Source organism: Metabacillus sp. SLBN-84 (assembly GCF_053629595.1).
Window position 1 is genome coordinate 1,356,147 of the sequence record NZ_JBRJIP010000001.1, and the last position, 21,448, is coordinate 1,377,594.

17 protein-coding genes, 1 other RNA gene and 2 other annotated features are annotated in these 21,448 nt (G+C 46.5%); of the genes, 16 read left to right on the forward strand and 2 right to left on the reverse strand.

The features are described from left to right. Nucleotides 1-13 precede the first annotated feature (13 nt). The gene (dtd, locus tag RKD52_RS06645; protein ID WP_454099124.1) at nucleotides 14-457 is read left to right on the forward strand and encodes a D-aminoacyl-tRNA deacylase; all 444 of its coding nucleotides are present in this window, start codon (nucleotides 14-16) and stop codon (nucleotides 455-457) included. A gap of 79 nt (nucleotides 458-536) precedes the next feature. On the opposite strand, the gene RKD52_RS06650 is transcribed toward dtd, so the two are convergent. Further along, nucleotides 537-2,267 carry an SH3 domain-containing protein gene (locus tag RKD52_RS06650; RefSeq protein WP_454099125.1) on the reverse strand — a complete coding sequence of 577 codons (1,731 nt, stop codon included), beginning with the start codon at nucleotides 2,265-2,267 and terminating at the stop codon, nucleotides 537-539. Nucleotides 2,268-2,580: 313 nt separating this feature from the next. On the opposite strand from RKD52_RS06650, the gene RKD52_RS06655 reads away from it, so the two are divergent. The 5 genes from RKD52_RS06655 (at nucleotide 2,581) to RKD52_RS06675 (ending at nucleotide 8,104) form a co-directional block, all read left to right on the forward strand. After that, a complete protein-coding gene (locus tag RKD52_RS06655; RefSeq protein WP_454099126.1) occupies nucleotides 2,581-2,754 on the forward strand; it encodes a hypothetical protein in 174 nt (57 codons plus the stop codon). Nucleotides 2,755-2,810: 56 nt separating this feature from the next. After that, nucleotides 2,811-3,045: a binding site (T-box leader), on the forward strand. Between the two features lie 56 nt (nucleotides 3,046-3,101). Then, nucleotides 3,102-4,364 (forward strand): histidine--tRNA ligase, encoded by a 1,263-nt coding sequence (gene hisS / locus RKD52_RS06660; RefSeq protein WP_454099127.1) that lies wholly within the window; start codon nucleotides 3,102-3,104, stop codon nucleotides 4,362-4,364. 19 nt (nucleotides 4,365-4,383) lie between these two features. Beyond that, nucleotides 4,384-6,162 (forward strand): aspartate--tRNA ligase, encoded by a 1,779-nt coding sequence (gene aspS, locus RKD52_RS06665; protein ID WP_454101154.1) that lies wholly within the window; start codon nucleotides 4,384-4,386, stop codon nucleotides 6,160-6,162. Nucleotides 6,163-6,224: 62 nt separating this feature from the next. Then, nucleotides 6,225-6,413: non-coding RNA, 6S RNA (gene ssrS, locus RKD52_RS06670), on the forward strand. Nucleotides 6,414-7,342: 929 nt separating this feature from the next. After that, complete coding sequence (locus tag RKD52_RS06675) at nucleotides 7,343-8,104, forward strand: tRNA threonylcarbamoyladenosine dehydratase (protein ID WP_454099128.1); 762 nt, start codon at nucleotides 7,343-7,345, stop codon at nucleotides 8,102-8,104. A 62-nt stretch (nucleotides 8,105-8,166) separates the two neighbouring features. Here RKD52_RS06675 and RKD52_RS06680 read toward each other — a convergent pair whose 3' ends face one another. Continuing rightward, entirely contained in the window at nucleotides 8,167-9,429 is a 1,263-nt protein-coding gene (locus RKD52_RS06680; protein WP_454099129.1) for a replication-associated recombination protein A, read from the reverse strand. Between the two features lie 166 nt (nucleotides 9,430-9,595). Here RKD52_RS06680 and RKD52_RS06685 point away from each other — a divergent pair, with 166 nt between their 5' ends. From RKD52_RS06685 to alaS, 10 genes are all read left to right on the forward strand, one after another. Further along, complete coding sequence (locus RKD52_RS06685) at nucleotides 9,596-10,261, forward strand: YczE/YyaS/YitT family protein (RefSeq protein ID WP_454099130.1); 666 nt, start codon at nucleotides 9,596-9,598, stop codon at nucleotides 10,259-10,261. An 18-nt stretch (nucleotides 10,262-10,279) separates the two neighbouring features. Further along, nucleotides 10,280-10,696 (forward strand): cysteine metabolism transcriptional regulator CymR, encoded by a 417-nt coding sequence (cymR, locus tag RKD52_RS06690; protein ID WP_029279454.1) that lies wholly within the window; start codon nucleotides 10,280-10,282, stop codon nucleotides 10,694-10,696. Nucleotides 10,697-10,710: 14 nt separating this feature from the next. Next, complete coding sequence (locus RKD52_RS06695) at nucleotides 10,711-11,850, forward strand: cysteine desulfurase family protein (RefSeq protein ID WP_454099131.1); 1,140 nt, start codon at nucleotides 10,711-10,713, stop codon at nucleotides 11,848-11,850. A 23-nt stretch (nucleotides 11,851-11,873) separates the two neighbouring features. After that, nucleotides 11,874-12,989 (forward strand): tRNA 2-thiouridine(34) synthase MnmA, encoded by a 1,116-nt coding sequence (gene mnmA / locus RKD52_RS06700; protein WP_454099132.1) that lies wholly within the window; start codon nucleotides 11,874-11,876, stop codon nucleotides 12,987-12,989. 69 nt (nucleotides 12,990-13,058) lie between these two features. Then, on the forward strand, nucleotides 13,059-13,712 hold the full coding sequence (locus tag RKD52_RS06705) for a tetratricopeptide repeat protein (RefSeq protein ID WP_369734778.1): 654 nt from the start codon (nucleotides 13,059-13,061) through the stop codon (nucleotides 13,710-13,712). A gap of 15 nt (nucleotides 13,713-13,727) precedes the next feature. Next, nucleotides 13,728-16,103: an SF1B family DNA helicase RecD2 gene (gene recD2 / locus RKD52_RS06710; protein WP_454099133.1), complete on the forward strand. Its 2,376-nt coding sequence runs from the start codon at nucleotides 13,728-13,730 to the stop codon at nucleotides 16,101-16,103. Between the two features lie 2 nt (nucleotides 16,104-16,105). Further along, a complete protein-coding gene (locus tag RKD52_RS06715) occupies nucleotides 16,106-16,606 on the forward strand; it encodes a PRC-barrel domain-containing protein (protein WP_081414170.1) in 501 nt (166 codons plus the stop codon). Nucleotides 16,607-16,620: 14 nt separating this feature from the next. Further along, nucleotides 16,621-16,812, forward strand: a complete 192-nt coding sequence (locus RKD52_RS06720; protein WP_029279465.1) for a hypothetical protein — start codon at nucleotides 16,621-16,623, stop codon at nucleotides 16,810-16,812. 577 nt (nucleotides 16,813-17,389) lie between these two features. Next, nucleotides 17,390-18,451 carry an AI-2E family transporter gene (locus tag RKD52_RS06725; RefSeq protein WP_454099134.1) on the forward strand — a complete coding sequence of 354 codons (1,062 nt, stop codon included), beginning with the start codon at nucleotides 17,390-17,392 and terminating at the stop codon, nucleotides 18,449-18,451. A 45-nt stretch (nucleotides 18,452-18,496) separates the two neighbouring features. Continuing rightward, nucleotides 18,497-18,705: a binding site (T-box leader), on the forward strand. Nucleotides 18,706-18,773: 68 nt separating this feature from the next. Continuing rightward, complete coding sequence (gene alaS / locus RKD52_RS06730; RefSeq protein WP_454099135.1) at nucleotides 18,774-21,407, forward strand: alanine--tRNA ligase; 2,634 nt, start codon at nucleotides 18,774-18,776, stop codon at nucleotides 21,405-21,407. The last annotated feature ends 41 nt before the right edge of the window (nucleotides 21,408-21,448 follow it).

Sequence of the window (21,448 nt, forward strand, 5' to 3'; positions counted from 1 at the left end):
GGGTTCGTTCGGTTTGAAAATTGTTTTACAGCGCGCTAAGGATGCAGAAGTGAAAGTCAAAAATGACACAGTCGGAAAAATTGGACAGGGGTTCATGCTTCTGGTCGGCGTCACGCATGATGATGATGAGCAGGATGCAGATTACCTTGCAGAAAAAGTGGCCAATCTCAGAGTGTTTGAAGATGAAGATGATAAGATGAATCTTTCCCTACTGGACGTTGGCGGCGAGGTCCTGTCGATTTCTCAGTTTACGCTTTACGGTGACTGCAGAAAAGGGAGAAGGCCGAACTTTATGGCTGCAGCAAAACCCGATCACGCACAGCCGCTCTATGATTATTTCAACCAGAAGCTGCGTGAGAAGGGCATCAGCGTTCAAACCGGAGAGTTTGGCGCCATGATGGACGTGACATTTACAAACGTCGGTCCGGTTACGCTGATATTAGAATCAAAAAGCTGAATGCCGGGGAGAACCCGGCTTTTTTTTATGCTCATAAAAGCCAAAACACCACCCAGGCTTCCTGGATGGTGTTTTGCTGTTATTTGAAGTACTGGGCCAATCCGTAATAGATGCCCTGTGCAACCCGTTCCTGGTAGGAGCCTGAGCTGACGGTGAGTTCTTCAGCGCTGTTGCTCACATAGCCAAGTTCAAGCAGGACTGCCGGCTGTCTGTTTTCACGGATGACGTGATAGTCTCCGAATTTGGTGCCGCGGTCTTTAAGCCTAGCCTGCTTCAGCAGTTCATCATGAACGGGAGAGGCAAGAGGCTTGTCTTTTGATGAGCTGTAATAATAAGTTGTCATTCCGTGTACGCTCCGGTTTTCGATGCTGTCAAAGTGAAGGCTGATAAATGCATCTGCATCCCGGTAGTGAGCGGTGCTGACCCGAGAGCTGAGGCTGATGTAGCTGTCGCTGCTGCGTGTCAGATGAACATCGGCACCTGATGCTTTCAGTTTGTCGTACACAAGTTTTGCAGTAGACATGGTCAAATCTTTCTCAAGGGTACCCCTCGTTCCGATGGCCCCGCCATCGCGTCCGCCGTGACCAGGGTCAAGAACGACCGTTTTGTTTTTCAAATAAGACGTCACATCTCCGCCGGGCCTTGATACGGAGCTGCCTGATGAAGACACAACCCAGCCTGCTACATATCCTGTTGTGCTGCCGGAAAGCTGGATCTTATACCAGTCACCAACTTTACTGACAACAGAAAATTGCTCGCCTGCATTGGCCCGTCTTACAATCTTTTCATTTGTGGACGGGCCTTTGCGGATATTCGTGCCGTTTTGCAGAATGCTGACTTTTGATGTGCCGCTTTTGTTCTCTTCTGTTTTTCCCTTTGATGAGAGGGAAACATATGAACTTGAAACCCATCCTTTTTTACTGCCTGAATATTGAATATGAAGCCAGCTGTTTGCTGATTCAAGAATGGTAACCTGAGTGTCTTTTGCAACAGAGCCAATCACTTTTCCGTTCAGGCTGCCGCTGCTTCTGACATTGAGGGAGCTTGCCGTAACTTTTCCTGTCTGTCCGGTTTTTTCTGTCTGTTTTTCTGTTTCAGTTGAAATGAAATCGCTATGTACCCATCCTCTTTGGCCATTATAACGAATTTCTAACCACTTGCCATCGGTTCCTGAAATCGCAACAGATGCATTTTTCTTCAGGCTCCCAATGGTTGATGCCGAGGTGGATGGCTTATTCCGCACGTTAAGTGAGGTGGCTTTTACCTTCCCTGTTTTCGTACCGGATGAAGACGGGGAAGCTGTTTGTGTTTTCTTGCTGATGGTGACAAACTGGCTTGAAACCCATCCGCGCTGACCATTAAAGGAAATTTCTACCCAATTGGCGTTTTGCTGCACGAATGATGCTTTTTTTCCTTTGTCGAAGGTGCCGGTCACTTGAAAGCTTGTTCCCGGGCCGCTTCTGATTCTGAGATCCTCGGCATTCGACATGACCGTGCCGTCTGAATTGCTTTCTTTTGAAGGTGCGGATTTATTCTGAAGGGTAACAAGCCACGAGGCAACCCATCCTTTGTTTCCGCCTGATAATTGCAGTTCATACCAGCCTTTGCTCTCATCCGTAATGCTGTAGACAGCCCCTTTTTTTACACTTGCGATGACCGGATAGCTTAAACCCGGACCGCTTCGGATGTTAAGGCCGTCCGCTGCGATTACAGCTTTTTGCGGCTCAGCTGACGCAGTTCCCGGCATCATTTGCAGCTGGCTGAAAAGCAGCAGTGCACAAATGACGGGATATAGAATTTTTCGAAACAATGACCGGTCCTCCTTTTTTTGATCATTAAGCAAATTATAAAGAGTGAAAGGTTGTGGATAATATAACAAAGTTATCCTCGTCCAGCTCCAGCGCCTAGATCCTCTGTCAGAACAAATCTGTCAAAAAAGTCAAACCCGGACTTTTCTGACAGATTCTTATCTGCCTATCGGATCTGACCAAGGCGCTTGCGCTTTTGTTCTTAACCCTTTAAAGATTCTTTTATTATATCGGATATCCCTTGTGACATTTGATATATTTTTTCGCTAAACAGGAAAGACTAGAGAAAAGACAGTTGCTGTAAAGGAGAAAAAAATGAGGCACAGTGAAAAAAGCGAAGGGTCGCATTACAATAATCATGATATTTTCGGAGTGAATTCACGGGAACTGACGAAGGATCAGCATTCTAACCTGTATGAACTCGCTGGAGAGTACGGTCTAAACGCAAAAGAAGCAAAGAAATTGAAAAAACGGGTAAATCGCTCTTGACACAAGTTACGGAACATTCGTATGATAGTATATAAATCTTAACTGGAATTACATAATCAGAACCGATGACGGAGAAGAGTAATCAGGATGACACATGACCAGAGAAGGAAAGCCTTGGCTGTAAGCTTTCCCATGATGACTTGATGAAGAGAACACTCTCTAGGTTTCCCTCTGAACGATCTTGTTTTTAGTAGGAGGAGAACGTGACAGGCGTTAACTGTCTTTGAGCGGGAGCAGTCTTTTTTGCTTCAACTAGGGTGGCACCACGGGATACAAACTCTCGTCCCTACATTTTTATGTAGGGGCGGGAGTTTTTTTATTTTTTGAAAAAATCGGAGGAATCTAACATGGCATTTCAAATACCGAGAGGCACGCAGGATATTCTGCCTGGAGAAGTTGAACGCTGGCAGTATATTGAAAATACAGCACGTGAAATATGCAAATTGTATCAATACAAGGAAATCCGCACACCCGTTTTTGAACACACTGAGCTGTTCCAGAGGGGAGTAGGCGAATCAACGGACATCGTTCAAAAGGAAATGTACACGTTCCAGGACCGCAAGGGAAGAAACATTACGCTTCGTCCTGAAGGAACGGCTTCAACAGTCCGCGCATTCGTTGAGAAAAAGCTGTACGCACAGCCTGCACAGCCGACAAAGCTTTATTATATTGGACCGATGTTCAGATACGAACGTCCTCAGACCGGCCGTTTCCGCCAGTTTGTGCAATTCGGGGTGGAAGCTCTCGGAAGCAGCAATCCAGCTATGGATGCAGAAGTCATTTCCCTTGCAATGGAGCTTTACCGCGCTGTTGGACTGAAGAAACTGAAGCTGATCATCAACAGCCTTGGAGATGCAGACAGCAGAAAAGCTCACAAGGAAGCATTAATTGCGCACTTCGAGCCTAGAATCGGGGAGTTCTGCTCAGACTGCCAAAAAAGACTGACGCAAAATCCGCTTCGCATTCTTGACTGCAAAACAGACCGTGATCATGAATTGATGAAAACTGCTCCATCGATTATGGATTATCTGAACGATGAGTCCCGCGCTTATTTTGAAAAGGTTCAGGCATACTTAACAGACCTTGGAATCGATTTTACAGTTGATCCGAATCTTGTGCGCGGTCTTGATTATTATAATCACACTGCGTTTGAAATCATGAGCGATGCAGAAGGGTTCGGCGCCATTACGACCCTTTGCGGCGGCGGAAGATACAACGGCCTCGTCCAGGAAATCGGCGGACCGGAAACGCCCGGCATCGGCTTTGCTCTAAGTATTGAACGCCTGCTCGCAGCTCTTGATGCAGAAGGCGTGGAACTGCCTGTAGACCAGTCGATCGACTGCTTTGTCGTGACGCTCGGGGACAAGCCGAAAGACCGCTCTGTATCCCTTGTATATGAGCTGCGCAAAGCAGGGCTGACAGCTGAAAAGGATTATGATGATAAAAAAATGAAGGCTCAATTTAAAGCGGCAGACCGTTTTAATGCAAGATACGTTGCTGTGCTTGGCGAAGATGAGCTTGAAAAGAACATGATTTCTGTTAAAAACATGGAATCAGGCGAACAGAAAGAAATTTCCCTGCAGGACCTTGCAGCGTATATAAAAGGATAGTCAAAAGGAGAGAGAAATGATGTTTGGACGAACATATTATTGCGGCGAAGTAACAGAAGCAGCAATCGGAGAAAAAGTAACACTTAAAGGCTGGGTGCAAAAACGACGCGACCTTGGCGGGCTGATCTTTATTGATCTGAGAGACAGAACGGGCATCGTGCAGATTGTCGTGAATCCTGAAGTTTCAGAGGAAGCGCTGAAAATTGCAGAAAAAGCCCGCAGCGAATACGTCCTCGACATCGAAGGAACAGTCGCAGCGCGTTCTGAAGGAACGGTTAATCCAAACCTTGCTACAGGCAAAATTGAAATCATGGTAGAGAAAGCTGAAATCATCAATGCAGCAAAAAACCCGCCTTTCCTGATTGAAGATAAGTCTGAAGAGGTTTCAGAGGATGTGCGGTTGAAATACCGCTATCTGGACCTTAGAAGACCTGCACTACTTGATACGTTTAAAATGCGCCACAATGTGTCCAAATCAATCCGCAATTTTCTGGACGAGAACGGATTCCTTGACGTTGAAACACCGATTCTGACTAAAAGCACGCCTGAAGGAGCGCGCGACTATCTTGTTCCGAGCCGTGTACATGAAGGAGAGTTTTACGCTCTTCCACAGTCACCGCAGATTTTCAAACAGCTGTTGATGGTTTCAGGCTTCGACCGTTATTATCAGATTGCCCGCTGCTTCCGCGATGAAGACCTGCGTGCAGACCGCCAGCCTGAATTCACTCAGGTGGATATTGAAATGTCATTTATGAGCCAGGAAGAAATTATGGGACTGATGGAAAAAATGATGTCCCGCATCATGAAAGAAACAAAAGGTGTGGAGCTTGCCCTTCCGCTTCCGCGGATGACGTATGACGAAGCGATGGGCCGCTATGGTTCGGATAAACCGGATACTCGCTTCGGCCTTGAACTCGTAAATGTTTCTGAACTTGTAAAAGACAGCGGCTTTAAAGTGTTCAGCGGCGCTGTCGGAAACGGCGGAGAAGTGAAAGTCATCAATGTAAAAGGCGCGGCCGCTTCTTATTCCCGCAAAGACATTGATGCTTTAACAGAGTTCGTTTCCCAGTACGGAGCAAAAGGACTTGCATGGCTGAAAGCAGAAGAACAGGAGCTGAAAGGCCCGATTTCAAAATTCTTCGCTGAAGAAGAGCAGGCTGCCCTTAGAACGGTAACCGAAGCTGAAGCAGGAGATCTGCTGCTGTTTGTTGCCGACAAGAAATCAGTTGTGGCAGATGCCCTTGGCGCCCTCCGCCTCAAACTTGGAAGAGAGCTTGGCTTGATTGATGAGAGCAAATTCAACTTCCTCTGGGTCATTGACTGGCCGCTGCTTGAATACGACGAAGAAGCACAGCGCTATTTCGCAGCCCATCATCCGTTCACAATGCCTGCACGCGAGGATCTGGAGCTGTTTGAAACCAATCCGGCAGCTATGAAAGCGCAGGCGTATGACCTCGTACTTAACGGCTATGAGCTTGGCGGAGGAAGCATCCGTATTTTTGAAAGAGATGTTCAGCAGAAAATGTTCAAAATGCTCGGCTTCTCAGAAGAGGAAGCAACGGAGCAATTCGGATTCCTGCTTGAAGCGTTTGAATACGGAACGCCTCCGCACGGCGGAATCGCTCTTGGTCTTGATCGTCTCGTCATGCTGCTTGCAGGCAGAACGAACCTTCGCGACACGATTGCATTCCCTAAAACAGCGAGCGCAAGCGACCTTCTCACACATGCGCCAAGCGAGGTCAGCACAGCCCAGCTGAACGACCTTAACCTTGCCCTTAAGCTTAAAAAGGGTGAATAATGCCTACTTGGAATTGCTTGAAAAGACCGTTCCAATGTGGTAATCTTTTTACAAGATAAAAAGAAGTCCTGATGTGTACGTCGTACACTTAGTTTTGATCCAACATTACTTGATCCGGGAGTTCAAGTTTCCATTGCGGTGTAAATGCCTCATCATTCGATCAGAGGACTTATCACCCGTGGAACAGGACACCCACCTGCTGTGAGCGGGTTCAAAACCAAGATAGCCGCGACGGCACAATTGGGACTTCTGCCGAATAGAACGTACAGCCTTCATGAGCATTTGCTTGTGGGGGCTTTTTATTTTTTTGTGAGGGATTTGAGGGCACTGAAGAGTGATTTGGTAGAACTGGAAATGAGATAAGTGCCATCAAGAAAGGAGAAAATCGTTTTGGTGGAACTGAAAAACGAGATAAGTGCCATCAAGGAAGGAAAAGAGTGATTTGGTGGAACTGAAAAGCGAGATAAGTGCCACCAAGGAAGAAGAAGAACGATTTGGTGGAACTGATAAGCGAGATAAGTGCTATCAAGGAAGGGAACGAGCGATTTGATGGTACTGAAAAATGAGATAAGTGCTATCAAGGAAGGGAACGAGCGATTTGGTGGAACTGAAAAATGAGATAAGTGCTATCAAGGAAGGAAAAGAGTGATTTGGTGGAACTGAAAAACGAGATAAGTGCCACCAAGGAAGGAAAAGAGCGATTTGGTGGTACTGAAAAACGAGATAAGTGCCATCAAGGAAAGGGAAGAACGATTTGGTGGAACTGATAAACGAGATAAGTGCCATCAAGGAAGGAAAAGAGTGATTTGGTGGTACGCAAAAACGAGATAAGTGCCATCAAGGAAGGGGAAGAACGATTTGGTGGTACTGAAAAACGAGATAAGTGCCATCAAGGAAAGGGAAGAACGATTTGGTGGCACTCAAAAACGAGATAATTACCACCAAGGAAGGAAAAGATCGTTTTGGTGGTACTGAAAAACATGATAGTGTCATCAAAAATTGGGGAACTGTGCATTGATGGCACCATGAAACTGGAACGGTACCTAACACAAATATCCATGTACCAGCCGCTGCCCTCCAATGCACAATCAAGAATTCCCTCTTGTTTTTCACCGAAAGTATGATATATTCATTTTCAGGAAAAATACTGACATGGATTCTATAAATGGAGTTGAGAGGATTGCTGAATCAATTTTCACGCAATGAACTTGCGATTGGAAAAGAAGGTATTGAAATTTTAAAAAACAGCACGGTTGCTGTTCTTGGAATCGGCGGAGTCGGATCGTTTTCGGCAGAGGCTCTTGCGCGTTCTGGAGTGGGACGTATTGTGCTTGTTGATAAAGATGATGTGGATATCACGAATGTAAACCGCCAGATCCATGCGCTTGTGTCGACTGTAGGGAAGCCAAAAGCGGATCTGATGAGAGACAGAATTAAAGAAATCAATCCCGATTGTGACGTCATCGCACTGAAGATGTTCTATACGGAAGAAACATATGAAGAGTTTTTCAGCCACGGGCTTGATTATGTGATTGATGCTTCTGATACGATTTCGTATAAGATCCATCTGATGAAAGAGTGCCTGAGAAGAGAGATTCCGATCATCTCAAGCATGGGCGCCGCCAATAAAACCGATCCGACGAGATTTAAGATTGAAGACATTTCAAAAACCCACACAGACCCGATTGCGAAGGTCATCCGCACCCGTCTCCGCAAAGAAGGCATCCGAAAAGGGATTAAAGTGGTGTTTTCTGATGAAAGTCCGATTGTGATCCGCGAAGATGTCCGGGTAAAGGTTGGAAATGACGCTGCGCAAATCCGCAAGGCTAAAATGCCGCCTTCATCCAATGCATGGGTACCTTCCGTTGCAGGGCTGATCATGGGCGGTCACGTTATCATGGATCTTCTGAAAGATATTAAAATTACACGGGTAAACGGTTAATAGTCAAAAAGAAAGCAGGCAGGAAAACGGACGTTTTCCTGCCTGCTTATTTTTATCCTGCATTAGTTCCTCATCAGCTTTTCGTATATATGGGCGAGTGCCACTTCGAATTTTCCTGTCTGCTTCGGCTCGTAATAGTTTTTCTTTTTTAACGAGTCGGGGAGGTACTGCTGTTTGACCCACCCGTTTTCATAGTCATGCGGATATTTGTAGTCGATGCCCCGGCCCAGTTTGCCTGCACCTTTGTAATGGGCATCTTTTAAGTGATCAGGCACTTCTCCGCTTTTGCCTGAACGGATATCGGCAAGGGCTGCATCGAGTGCTTTGTAGGCCGAGTTTGATTTTGGCGAAAGGCACAGTTCGATCACTGCGTTTGCGAGCGGAATTCTTGCTTCCGGAAGTCCCAGGCGCTCTGTTGCTTCAATGGCTGCAAGTGTTCTTGCTCCTGCCTGAGGGCTTGCAAGGCCGATATCTTCATAGGCGATGACAAGCAGTCTTCGGTTAATGCTGATCAGGTCGCCGGCTTCAATCAGTCTTCCGAGATAATGAAGAGCTGCATTCACATCAGACCCTCTGATTGATTTTTGAAAAGCAGAGAGCACGTCGTAGTGGGCATCTCCATCCTTGTCATGCACAAAGCTCTTTTTCTGAAGGCACTCCTCAGCGGTTTTCAGATCAATGCGGATGATGCCCTCATCATCCGGTTCAGATGAAATGACGGCAAGTTCAAGGGCATTTAATGCCGACCTAACATCGCCTGCACAGCTTGAGGCGAAATGATCGAGCGCGTCGTCTGCCACTTCTGCCCTGTACTTGGCAAGCCCCTTTTTGTCGTCCGACAGGGCTCTGATCAGGGCTTTTTTAATGTCGTCCGCTTCAAGCGGCTTCAGCTCAAAGATCTGGCATCTGCTTCTGATTGCAGGATTAATGGCGTGATAAGGGTTACTCGTTGTTGCTCCAATTAAAATGATTTTTCCGTCCTCAAGATAAGGGAGGAGAAAATCCTGTTTGGCTTTGTCTAGGCGGTGTACCTCGTCAAGAATCAAAATGACTTTCCCCGACATTTTGGCTTCTTCTGCAACGATTTCCATGTCTTTTTTATTATTTACAACAGCATTCAGTTTTCTGAAAGCTGTATTGGTGCTTCCTGCTATGGCTGTTGCTATGGACGTTTTGCCGATACCTGGCGGGCCATACAAAATCATGGAGCTCAGGTGCCGTGCTTTAACCATCCGCTCGATCATTTTGCCTTTGCCGACCAGGTGCTCCTGTCCGATGATTTCATCAATTGATTCCGGCCTCATTCTGAATGCCAGTGGTTTCATTTCCATCACTCCCGGGTGGTTCAAGCTCTTTCACTCCAGTATACCAATTTGTCTTCCCAAATGCTTAATAAGTCAATTTGAATGCTCGGGTAATAGGAAATATGCTATAATGGCTTAGGTTCATTTTAATGAAAACGGTGTTGACTGAAAGGCGGCGTTGGAACGTATGCGTCCAGGGAAATCACTTGCTGAGCTGAGAGTGAGATGGAGTATTTATTTTACCGGACTCCTCATCATGGCTTTCGGCATTGTGCTGACCATTAAAGCAGACCTCGGCACATCGCCGTGGGATGTTCTTCATATAGGATTGTATTATCAGCTTGGTTTAACGATCGGATCTTGGGCAATTATTGTAGGAGGAGGCATTCTTCTCCTGTCATCCATTTTTACAAAGAAGATGCCGCAGGCCGGTGCGTTTGTAAATATGCTTACAGTTGGCCTTTTTATCGATTTATATATGATGATTCCGTTTTTGCAGACGCCTCCCGGCTATGCCGGGAAAATCGGAATGCTGCTTCTTGGCATTCTGGTCATGGGGTATGGCATCGGGTTATATATATCAGCAGGCTGCGGGGCGGGGCCGCGTGATACACTCATGCTTGCCCTTGTTGAAAAAACGGGAATGAAGGTATCAAGGATCAGAAGCAGCATTGAAGTGATTGTTTTGCTTATAGGCTGGTCACTTGGGGGCCCTGTCTTTTTCGGCACAATCGTCTGTACGCTGTCAATCGGCTACATTATCGGCTTTACTCTGCCATATTGCCAGAAGGCAACCGATGCCCTGCTTTTGAGAACAGCAGAAAAAAGACAAAGGGTTCAACAAGTCAGTTAGATAAATAGGGGTGGAAGAATGAAGATTTCAACAAAAGGCCGCTACGGTCTTACTATTATGATTGAGCTTGCGAAAAAACACGGCGAAGGGCCGACATCATTAAAGAGCATTGCCCAGACCCATGATCTGTCTGAACACTATCTTGAGCAGCTGATTGCACCTCTGCGCAATGCGGGACTGGTTAAAAGCATCCGCGGAGCCTACGGGGGATATGTGCTCGGCAATGAACCGGCAGCTATTACGTCAGGGGATATTATCCGTGTGCTTGAAGGGCCTATAAGCCCCGTTGAAGTTCTGGAAGATGAAGAACCTGCCAAGCGTCATCTGTGGGTTAGGATACGAGATGCTGTCAAAGATGTACTGGACAGCACAACACTTGAAGATCTTGCAAATTATACGGATGATGAGCAGGAATCTTACATGTTTTATATTTAAAAGGTGGGTTTACTGTGGATAGAATTTATTTGGACCATGCTGCAACCTCTCCCATGCATCCCGCTGTGATTGAGCAGATGGTTCCGTATATGCAGAACGTATTTGGAAATCCTTCAAGCATCCACGGGTTCGGGCGTGAAAGCAGAAGGCTGCTTGATGAGGCGAGAACTGCTATTGCCGCAAGTCTTCATGCCAGACCGAAAGAAATTATTTTCACAAGCGGCGGCACGGAAGCCGATAATATGGCGATCCTCGGGACTGCATCAGCTAACCGGCATAAAGGGAACCACATTATTACGACTCAGGCTGAGCACCATGCCGTTTTAAATACATGCAAGCACCTGGAAAAACAGGGGTTTGAGGTTACCTATCTCCCTGTTGACACAGGCGGCAGCATATCCATCGAGGATTTGAAAAATGCACTGAAGCCCGAAACGATCCTTGTGACGATCATGTACGGAAACAATGAGACAGGATCGGTTCAGCCGGTCCAGGAGATTGGAGCGGTCTTAAAGAACCATCCTGCTCTTTTTCACACGGATGCCGTTCAGGCTTACGGTCTTCTTGACATCAATGTCAAAGAGTACGGAATTGATATGCTCTCTGCTTCCGGCCACAAAATCAACGGCCCGAAAGGCACGGGATTCCTGTACCTGAGGGAAGGAATATCCCTTAAACAGCAGTCATACGGCGGTGAACAGGAACTGAAAAGACGCGCCGGAACAGAAAATGTTCCAGGCATTTATGGATTAAAGGCGGCAGCTGAGCTTGCTCTGAAAACGAAAGAGGAGAAAGCTGCTCAATATAGAGAATTTAAACTGAAATTAATGGAAGTACTGAAGGAAGAAGAGGTTTCGTTTGAAGTGAACGGAACTCTTGAAAGCAGTCTTCCTCATGTGCTGAACCTTTATTTCCCGGGAACAAATGTAGAGGCAATGCTTGTAAACATGGATCTTGCGGGTATCGCCGTTTCCAGCGGCTCTGCCTGCACAGCAGGTTCCATTGAACCCTCTCATGTGCTGACAGCAATGTACGGCAATCACGAGCGGACAAAAGCATCCATCCGGTTCAGCTTCGGTTACGGTAATACACTTGAACAGATTGAAAAAACAGCCCGCGAAACAGCCCGCATTGTAAAGCGGCTTACAGCTTAGAAGGAACTATGGAGGTGGAAAAGATGCAAAAATCACCTAAAGACACACGTGTCGTTGTCGGGATGTCAGGCGGAGTCGATTCCTCCGTTGCGGCACTGCTTTTAAAACAGCAGGGATACGATGTGATCGGCATCTTTATGAAAAACTGGGATGATACGGATGAAAACGGCGTCTGCACGGCAACTGAAGACTATGATGATGTCATTCAGGTCTGCAATCAGATCGGAATTCCGTATTATGCCGTCAACTTTGAAAAGCAATATTGGGACAAGGTATTTACCTATTTCCTGGATGAATACAAAGCGGGAAGAACGCCAAATCCCGATGTCATGTGCAACAAGGAAATCAAATTCAAGGCGTTCCTTGAGCATGCGATTTCTCTTGGAGCAGATTATCTTGCAACAGGACACTACGCGCAGGTTGAATTCCGGGACGGCGAATATAAAATGCTGAGAGGCGCGGATGCAAACAAAGATCAAACGTATTTCCTCAATCAGCTCACGCAGGATCAGCTCTCCAAAGTAATGTTCCCGATCGGAAATATTCCAAAATCAAAAGTCCGCGAGATTGCAAAAGAAGCGGGCCTTGCGACAGCTTCCAAAAAAGACAGCACAGGAATCTGCTTTATCGGCGAACGGAACTTCAAGGAATTCCTGAGCGGATATCTTCCTGCACAGCCAGGCCTGATGCAGACTCTTTCAGGAGAGGTAAAAGGCAAGCATGACGGGCTGATGTATTATACAATCGGCCAGCGCCACGGCCTTGGAATTGGCGGAAGCGGAGATCCGTGGTTTGTCATCGGCAAAGACCTCGAAAAAAATGTTCTTTACGTTGATCAGGGCTTTGACAATGATCTGCTTTATTCTGATTCTCTGACTGCCACAAGCATCAGCTGGGTGTCAGGAAAGATGCCTGAGGGCACGGTTACATGCACGGCTAAATTCAGATACCGTCAGGAAGATCATGCCGTTCAGGTTAAAATGACGGATGCTGAAACAGCACAGGTTATCTTCGATAAGCCGGTAAGAGCCATTACACCTGGACAGGCGGTCGTTTTTTATAACGGAGACGAGTGTCTTGGCGGCGGAACCATTGACGAAGTGTTTAAAAAAGATGATAAAATCTGGTATGTCGGATAACGCAGACTTATGAAAACCTCAACAGCAACGGTTGAGGTTTTTCTTTTAAAGGGAAAGGAAGTGCCAAAGATGAGCGATAAAAACAAAATGGGCATTGAAGCGATGCAAAAAGGCGACTTTGAAAAGGCGGCAGGATTTTTTTCGGAAGCCATAGAAGAAAATCCAAATGATGCTGTTTGTTATGTGAATTTCGGAAACCTGCTTGCAGCAGTGGGAGAACCTGAAAAAGCGATTTCGTTTTTTGAAAAAGCCATTGGGCTTGATGAAGAGGCAACTACGGCTTATTACGGAGCAGGAAGTGTTTATTACGATCAGGAACGCTATGAGCAGGCGAAAAACATGTTCGTAAAAGCGATACAAAAAGGAATGGACAACTCAGATGTCTACTTCATGCTGGGAATGAGCTATGTGGTGACGGAACAGCCTCTGCCGGCGCTTCCTTATTTGCAGAGAGCGGCAGAATTAAATGAAGAAGATACAGAAGCACGTTTTCAGTATGCTCTTTGTCTTGCCCAGCAGGATGCGCTCGATGAAGCAATTAAGCAATTTGGCATTGTGGCTGAGAAGGACCCCCAACATGCTGATGCTTTTTACAATCTAGGCGTTGGATATGCATTTAAGGAAAAACCTGAAAAAGCGCTCCAAATGCTTGAGCGCGCGCTTGAGATTCAGCCCGGTCACGCGATGGCTGCCAATCTGAAACAATTATTGCAAGAGATGTAGCGGGGAGGAGATCTTGTGCAGCAACAGGCGGATCTGTTTCAGGAACAGGAACGGTTTCTAAAAGGAAAAATCATCACGGTTATTTTTCAGAATGAGCAAAATCATTACACCGTCCTGAAGACGGAGGTTCTTGAAACAAGTGAAAACATTGATCAAAAAGAGATGACCGTGACAGGCTATTTTCCGCTTCTGCATGAAGATGAAACGTACACCTTCTTTGGGATGGTCACGCAGCATCCAAAATTCGGCCAGCAGTTTCAGGCAGAGCACTATAGAAAAGAGATACCTAAAACGAGAGACGGGGTCATCCAGTATCTCTCAAGTGATCTTTTTAAAGGCATCGGCAGAAAGACGGCCGAGGCCATTGTGGACGAGCTTGGGGAAGGGGCCATTTCAAAAATGATGGAGGATCCGTCCCTTCTTGATAAGGTCCCGAAACTCGGGAACGACAAGGCGAAGCTGCTGCTCGATCAGCTGAAGGAGCATCAGGGACTTGAACAGGCCATGATTATCCTGAATCAGCTCGGATTCGGCCCGCAGCTGTCCATGAAAATTTATCAGGCCTATCAGGACAGAACGGTACAGGTCATTCAGGAAAACCCGTTTCAGCTCGTAAAGGATATAGAAGGCATCGGTTTTGTGCGGGCAGATGAACTTGGGGGCCGCATGGGGCTTGGGGGAAATCATCCCGAGCGAATCAAAGCAGCCTGCTTTTACACGATCGAACACCTTTGCCTTCAAGAAGGCCATACATATGTTTCAACTGAACAGCTTATTGTAAAAGCAATGGATCTCCTGAATCAGTCCAGTGACATGAGAGTGATTGAAACGGATATTTCAGAACAGATTATTAAGCTTGCAGAAGACAGAGGCATCATCATCGAAGAGGACAGAACGTACTTGCCTTCGCTCTATTTTGCGGAGCAGGGGCTTGTGAAGAGCATTCAGCGGGTTCTTCTGCAAACGGAGTATGACAGCCTTTTTCCCGAGTCAGAGTTTCTCCTGTCACTTGGAAACCTCGAGGAACGGATGAACGTTCAGTATGCTTCCAGTCAGAAAGAGGCGATTCAGACAGCTCTGATGTCGCCGATGCTTCTTCTTACAGGAGGACCGGGAACAGGAAAAACGACCGTAATTAAAGGGATTGTCGAGCTGTATGCCGATCTGCACGGGTGTTCTCTTGACCCAAAGGACTATAAAAAAGAAGAGCCTTTTCCCATTTCACTGGTGGCGCCTACCGGACGTGCTGCAAAGCGGATGACAGAAGCGACGGGACTTCCTGCCGTCACGATTCACAGGCTGCTTAAATGGAACGGGGCAGAAGGCTTTGACCACGGCGAGGACAACCCGATTGGGGCCAAGCTTCTGATTGTAGATGAAATGTCCATGGTGGATACCTGGATTGCCCATCAGCTTTTTAAAGCCCTGCCTGAACAGATTCAGGTGATTATGGTAGGTGATGAAGATCAGCTGCCTTCTGTTGGACCCGGCCAGGTTTTGCGGGATCTTCTTGAGTCAGATGCCGTTCCAGTCTTGCGCCTGACGGATATTTACAGACAGGCAGAGGGATCATCCATTATTGAGCTTGCCCATGATATCAAAAAAGGGAGGCTGCCAGAAAACCTTGCCTCCCCGACGAAAGACCGTTCCTTTATCAGGTGCAGCGGCACGCAGGTAAAGGAAGTGGTGGAAAAAGTGATCGCCAATGCTATTAAGAAAGGGTATACCGCACGCGATGTGCAGGTTCTTGCTCCTATGTACAGAGGGCCTGCAGGCATAGACCAGCTGAACGTGATGCTGCAGGAACTGTTCAATCCAAAATCCTCCGGCAAGCGCGAAATGAAGTTTGGAGAAACGGTGTACCGGTCGGGCGATAAAGTCCTACAGCTTGTCAATCAGCCTGAAAGCAATGTGTACAACGGCGATATCGGGGAGATTGTCTCCATCTTTTATGCAAAGGAAAACACGGAAAAAGAAGATATGATCGTCATTTCCTTTGACGGCAATGAAGTGACTTATACAAAATCAGACTTTACTCAGTTTACGCATGCGTTCTGCTGCTCCATCCATAAATCCCAGGGCAGCGAATTTCCCATTGTGGTTGTGCCGGTTGTCAAGAGCTATTACCGGATGCTCAGGCGGAACCTAATTTATACGGCCATCACCCGGAGCAAGCAGTTTCTAATCCTTTGCGGCGAGCAGGATGCGCTTCTCCGGGGAATTGAAAACCGCGATCATCTGAGCAGGCAGACGTCTTTAAAAATGAAGCTTTCCCAAAAGCAGGAGGAAGAAAAGCAGCTGGAGTCAGTGCTTCCTTTCGGTTCGGCAGATGCCATGATCGGAATGGAAGGCATTACCCCGTATGACTTTATGGAAGACAGCAGAATCTAAGAGTGTTCGGAAAGGGGGAGTTTCTCCTGCGGACATTCACAGAGCTCAGAGGCCTTCCTGTAGTCGATCTGGAAGACGGTTATATAGCGGGGTATGTATGTGATGCATGCCTTGATAAAAACGGCCGTTTCACCGGACTTTTGCTGCATGAAAAAGGCTTTTTTAAGAAAGGGCGCATCGTACCGAGTGAATCGATTTGCACCATCGGCAAGGACGGAATTATGATGAAAGGAAGAAGCACGCTGAAATCGCTGTCTGAATTCAGAGAAGCTTATTTCCTAACATCACGCCGCCGAATCCAATACAAAGAGGTTTTTTCTGCAGAGGGCGAGAAGCTTGGTCTTCTCGCAGATGTATATTTTTCTGAACATTTGGGCACCATTGTAGCATATGAACTGACGGACGGATTCTTTGCAGACATGATGGAGGGAAAGAAGAAACTTGATCCTCCAGGGACTTTAACGATCAGCAAAGATGCAATCGTCATGGATTTTATTCATTAGCGAGGTGCACCAAATTGTTGAAATGCCCGAATTGCAAAAGCAAAGATATAGGGAAAATCGGCGTAAACCAGTATTACTGCTGGGGATGCTTCATAGAGCTGTCTGTATCTAAAGGACAGATTTTCACCCACCAGGTGGAAGAGGACGGTTCGTTAAGTTCTCTTGATGATCTTTTCTCAGATGATGACCGAACAATCAGCATGTAAACGCAGCAGCAAGGGGGAAATGAGTATGAACCGGCGAATGACCTCAATGCTTACAGATTTACTTGGACGTGTTTCCGTTTCTAAGCGGGACATGAAAAAAATGAAAAAACGCATTAAGAAACTATTCTGATGCGCGCATGATGAAAAGCAGTCAGGTTACCTGGCTGCTTTTTTATTTGAATAAAGGGCATGCATCCCTATAAAAATGATCAGCGGGAATATGGGGTACCAAAAAGGGAAAATGCATCCCTATAAATACAAGCTTCAATAGTATAGGACAACAGGTAAAACGAAGATCAGAAAATAGTGCAGCTAGAACAACTTCTTTAAAGAGTTTTCCTCTATCTTAACTCTCGTAAAACACCAGTGAACTGAAGCGGAAGGCTCCAGGCGCTCCCCGCGGAAAGCAAGTGACTGGAGCGAAAGGGAACGGGTACAGGTACAGTTTGAGATTTATATTCATCATAAAAACAGCCTGCAATTAGTAAAGAGAGGATAATGAGTTCGCGTCATTCTTCCCAGCCCATGAATAATTCCCCCCTCCATCACCAAACTAAAGACGAGGAGGGGATGCAACTTGAGAGAACGATATGTCAAATGGCTGCTGAGAATCGCAATATTCCTTCTGACCCTGCTTTCTGTTTTTCTCTTTATGAAGCTGAGAGTACTGTGGGATCCTTTGTACATGATGATAAAGGCCATCCTGATCCCTTTTTTAATTGCAGGCTTTATTACATATTTGCTCCATCCGGTAATTGAAAAGCTCCACTCTACAGGTGTGCCCCGGACACTTTCGATCCTGATTATCTACACCCTTTTCTTTGGCGGGGTCGGGTACGGCCTCTATAAAGGCATTCCGGTGATGATTATTCAGCTGAAGGAATTATCGGCCAGTTTTCCTGTGCTTGAGCAAAAATACCAGGGCTGGCTTGAGATGGTTCACACCCAGACGGACCGGTTCCCTAATGAAATTCATACAAGAATTGAAGAGGGTTTTCAGAATGTTGAAGCATGGTTTTCATACTGGATTGATAAAATTCTGAGCAGTCTGGGCAAGGCTGTTGATTACATTCTGGTTCTCGCGCTGATTCCATTTCTGGTTTTTTATATGCTGAAGGATTATGAGCAATTGAAAAAAGCAGCCTGGTATTTGACTCCTAAAAGATGGAGAGCGGAGGCTTCCGTTTTTGTCAGAGATGTCGATCAGTCGCTTGGCAGCTATATAAGAGGTCAGCTGCTCGTCTGTGTGATTATTGGACTTCTTGCGTTTGTTTCTCTTTGGTTTTTTGATATTAAGTATCCGCTCGTTATCGGAATTCTGATTGGGGTTACGAACGTTATCCCGTATTTCGGGCCTGTCATCGGAGCGATTCCGGCTGTCATCATTGCAGCATCCATGTCACTAAATACGGTCTTGATTGTTGCTGCCATTATTTTCACGCTTCAGTTTATTGAAGGGAACATTCTCGGTCCGCTGATCGTCGGTAGAAGCCTTCATATGCATCCGATTGTGATTATGCTTGCTTTGCTTGCGGGTGGTGAAATAGCCGGTATCATTGGACTGATTTTGGCTGTTCCTGTGCTTGCGGTGCTGAAAGTCACACTCATGCATCTCATGCAGCTGAGAAGACAGCATTGACAATGGGTTGGCGTTAAACTATAATTCAGCGTATAAAGCGCAAATAGGAAAACGATGAAGGAACGAGTATGTTTCAGACCATCTGACAAGAGAGGGGCTTGTACGCTGAGAGAGCCCTGAGATGAAGGGGAACAGAAGGCTATTCCGGAGTGCGGGCAAAACCTGCCGGTGAAACCACGTTACGGTTTTAATGAAGTGATGGACTAGTATGTCTATAATCAGGGTGGTACCGCGAGCAATCTCTCGTCCCTGTGAAAATCAAGCGCGATTTTCACAGAGGCGGGAGTTTTTTATTTGCATCTTACATAAGGAGGAATAAAGTATGAAAACATTAACCTCAGCACAAGTACGCCAAATGTTCTTGGACTTCTTTAAAGAAAAAGGACATGCAGTGGAACCAAGTGCATCTCTCGTGCCGCATGAAGATCCGTCGCTCTTATGGATCAACAGCGGGGTTGCTACATTGAAAAAATACTTTGACGGACGGGTGATCCCTGCAAATCCAAGAATTTGCAACGCGCAGAAATCAATCCGCACAAATGACATTGAAAACGTCGGAAAAACGGCGCGCCATCATACGTTTTTTGAAATGCTGGGCAACTTTTCCATCGGCGACTACTTTAAAGTAGAGGCGATTGAATGGGCATGGGAATTTCTGACGGACAAGAACTGGATCGGTTTTGACCCTGAGAAGCTTTCGGTTACCATTCATCCGGAAGATGATGAAGCGTTCCTGATCTGGAAAGATAAAATCGGTGTTCCGGAAGAACGGATTATCCGTCTGGAGGGCAACTTCTGGGATATCGGAGAAGGTCCAAGCGGACCGAATACAGAGATTTTCTACGACCGTGGAGAGTCATACGGAAATGACCCGCAGGACCCTGAGCTATATCCGGGCGGCGAAAATGAACGCTATCTTGAAGTGTGGAACCTTGTGTTCTCTGAGTTTAACCATAATTCCGACGGCACGTATACTCCGCTTCCGAAGAAAAACATCGATACGGGTATGGGCCTTGAGCGGATGGTTTCGGTCATTCAGGATGTGCCGACTAACTTCGATACAGATCTGTTCATGCCGATCATCAGCGCAACAGAAAACGCATCAGGCGAAAAATACCGCGTGGATGCTGAAAAAGATGAGGCCTTTAAAGTGATTGCCGATCATATCCGAACAGTGACATTCGCAGTCGGTGACGGAGCACTTCCTTCTAATGAAGGCCGCGGCTATGTACTGAGACGTCTTCTCCGCCGTGCTGTAAGGTATGCCAAAAAGCTTTCCATCAACCGTCCGTTCATGTATGATCTCGTTCCGGTTGTGGGAGAAATTATGGTTGATTTTTATCCGGAAGTGCAGACTAAAACGGAATTTATCCAAAAGGTGATTAAAAACGAAGAAGAACGTTTCCATGAAACACTGAATGACGGCCTGGCTATTTTATCGGAAGTGGTCAAAGTCCAAAAAGCGAAAAGCAGCTCAGTTATTCCTGGAGCGGATGTATTCCGTCTATACGATACGTACGGTTTCCCTGTTGAATTAACAGAGGAATATGCACAGGAAGAGCAGATGGAAATCGATCATGAAGGCTTTAAAAGAGAGATGGAAGGCCAGCGGGAGCGCGCACGTGCTGCAAGGCAGGATGTTGATTCGATGCAGGTTCAGGGCGGAGTGCTCGGCGAAATCAAAGCGGACAGCACGTTTGTCGGCTACAGCAGCCTTACAGCAAAAGCTGCCGTTTCCGTTCTTTTGAAAAACGGAGAGATCATCAATGAAGCGCATGAAGGAGACGAAGTGCAGCTGATTCTGAATGAAACGCCATTCTATGCAGAGAGCGGCGGACAGATTGCAGATGAGGGCACAATTGAAAGTGATGCTGTGAAGCTTCAGGTCAAGCATGTCCAAAAAGCGCCAAACGGCCAGAACCTTCATACGGCCATTGTTGTAAGCGGAACAGTGAAAACAAATGACGAGGTAACAGCTTCTGTTGATGAAAAAACACGCAGTGCCATTATTAAAAATCATACAGCGACACATCTTTTGCATCAGGCTCTTAAAGATGTCCTTGGAGGACATGTCAATCAGGCGGGCTCCCTTGTAACAGGTGAAAGACTCCGCTTTGACTTCTCTCATTTCGGACAGGTGCAGCCTGAGGAACTTGAGCAAATTGAACAGATCGTCAACGAACAGATCTGGAAAAGCATCGGAGTAAATATTGAGCTTAAGCCGATCGCTGAAGCAAAAGAAATGGGTGCGATGGCTCTGTTCGGAGAGAAATACGGAGATATAGTGCGGGTCGTTCAAGTCGGCGATTACAGCCTTGAGCTGTGCGGCGGCTGCCATGTTGACAATACAGCGTCCATCGGGATGTTTAAAATTGTGGCTGAATTAGGAATTGGCGCAGGCACACGAAGAATTGAAGCTGTAACTGGACAAGGTGCGTATCAGCTTGTCAAAGATCAGCTGTCTATCCTTTCAGACGTTGCAGGAAAACTTAAATCAAGTCCGAAAGATGCTGCAAACCGGGTTGACGCGCTGCTTCTGGAAGTTCGTTCTCTTCAGAGGGAAAATGAATCATTGACAGCTAAACTGGGTAACGTAGAAGCTGGAAGCTTGCTGAGCCAGGCTGCTGAAATTGACGGAGTTACTCTTCTTGCAAGTAAAGTAAGTGCAAAAGACATGAACAGTCTGCGTTCTATGGTGGATGAGCTGAAGCAAAAACTTGGATCAGCGGTTGTTATTCTTGGTGCTGCACATGACGGGAAAGTCAGTCTTGCAGCTGGTGTAACAGGCGATCTAGTTAAGAAAGGCTATCATTCCGGCAAACTGATCAAAGAAGTCGCGGCTCGGTGCGGCGGAAGCGGCGGAGGGCGCCCTGATATGGCTCAGGCCGGCGGAAAAGACCCTGATAAACTTGAAAGTGCCCTGAAATATGCTTCAGAATGGGTGAAAAGCGTCTGATTTTTCTTCCTGCAAGGGAAATCCGTTTTATAATTTCCATA